This window comes from Bacillus sp. SIMBA_005 (genome assembly GCF_046535585.1).
Lineage (GTDB): Bacteria > Bacillota > Bacilli > Bacillales > Bacillaceae > Bacillus > Bacillus pumilus.
In genome coordinates this window covers 1-234 of sequence record NZ_JAWRWI010001224.1, presented here as the reverse complement: position 1 = coordinate 234, position 234 = coordinate 1, and the positions used below count along the sequence as shown (strand labels likewise).

The window sequence follows — 234 nt, the reverse complement described above, 5'->3', positions numbered from 1 at the left end:
CCCTTGCCGTCGATCAGGCCGGCGGTCTGCAGCTGGCCGACATTGACCGCATCGCCCGCGGCGGTACCCGCCTTGACATTGCTGATCGTGGTGCCGCCCTTGCCTTCCAGCGCCACCGAGGTCTTGTCTGCGTTGGCGTATTTCACCGCCTGCGAGCTGGCGGCGGTCCCGGCATCGGCAGCGGCCTTGAGCGCGTCACCGACATTGCCGTACTTCGCGCCACCGACCTCGTAG

At 67.9% G+C, this 234-nt stretch carries 1 protein-coding gene; it reads right to left on the bottom strand.

Annotation, left to right across the window (positions count from 1 at the left end; genetic code table 11):
- A partial coding sequence (locus SB660_RS23955; RefSeq protein ID WP_410585118.1) for a hypothetical protein occupies window positions 1-234 on the bottom strand: 234 nt, incomplete at both ends.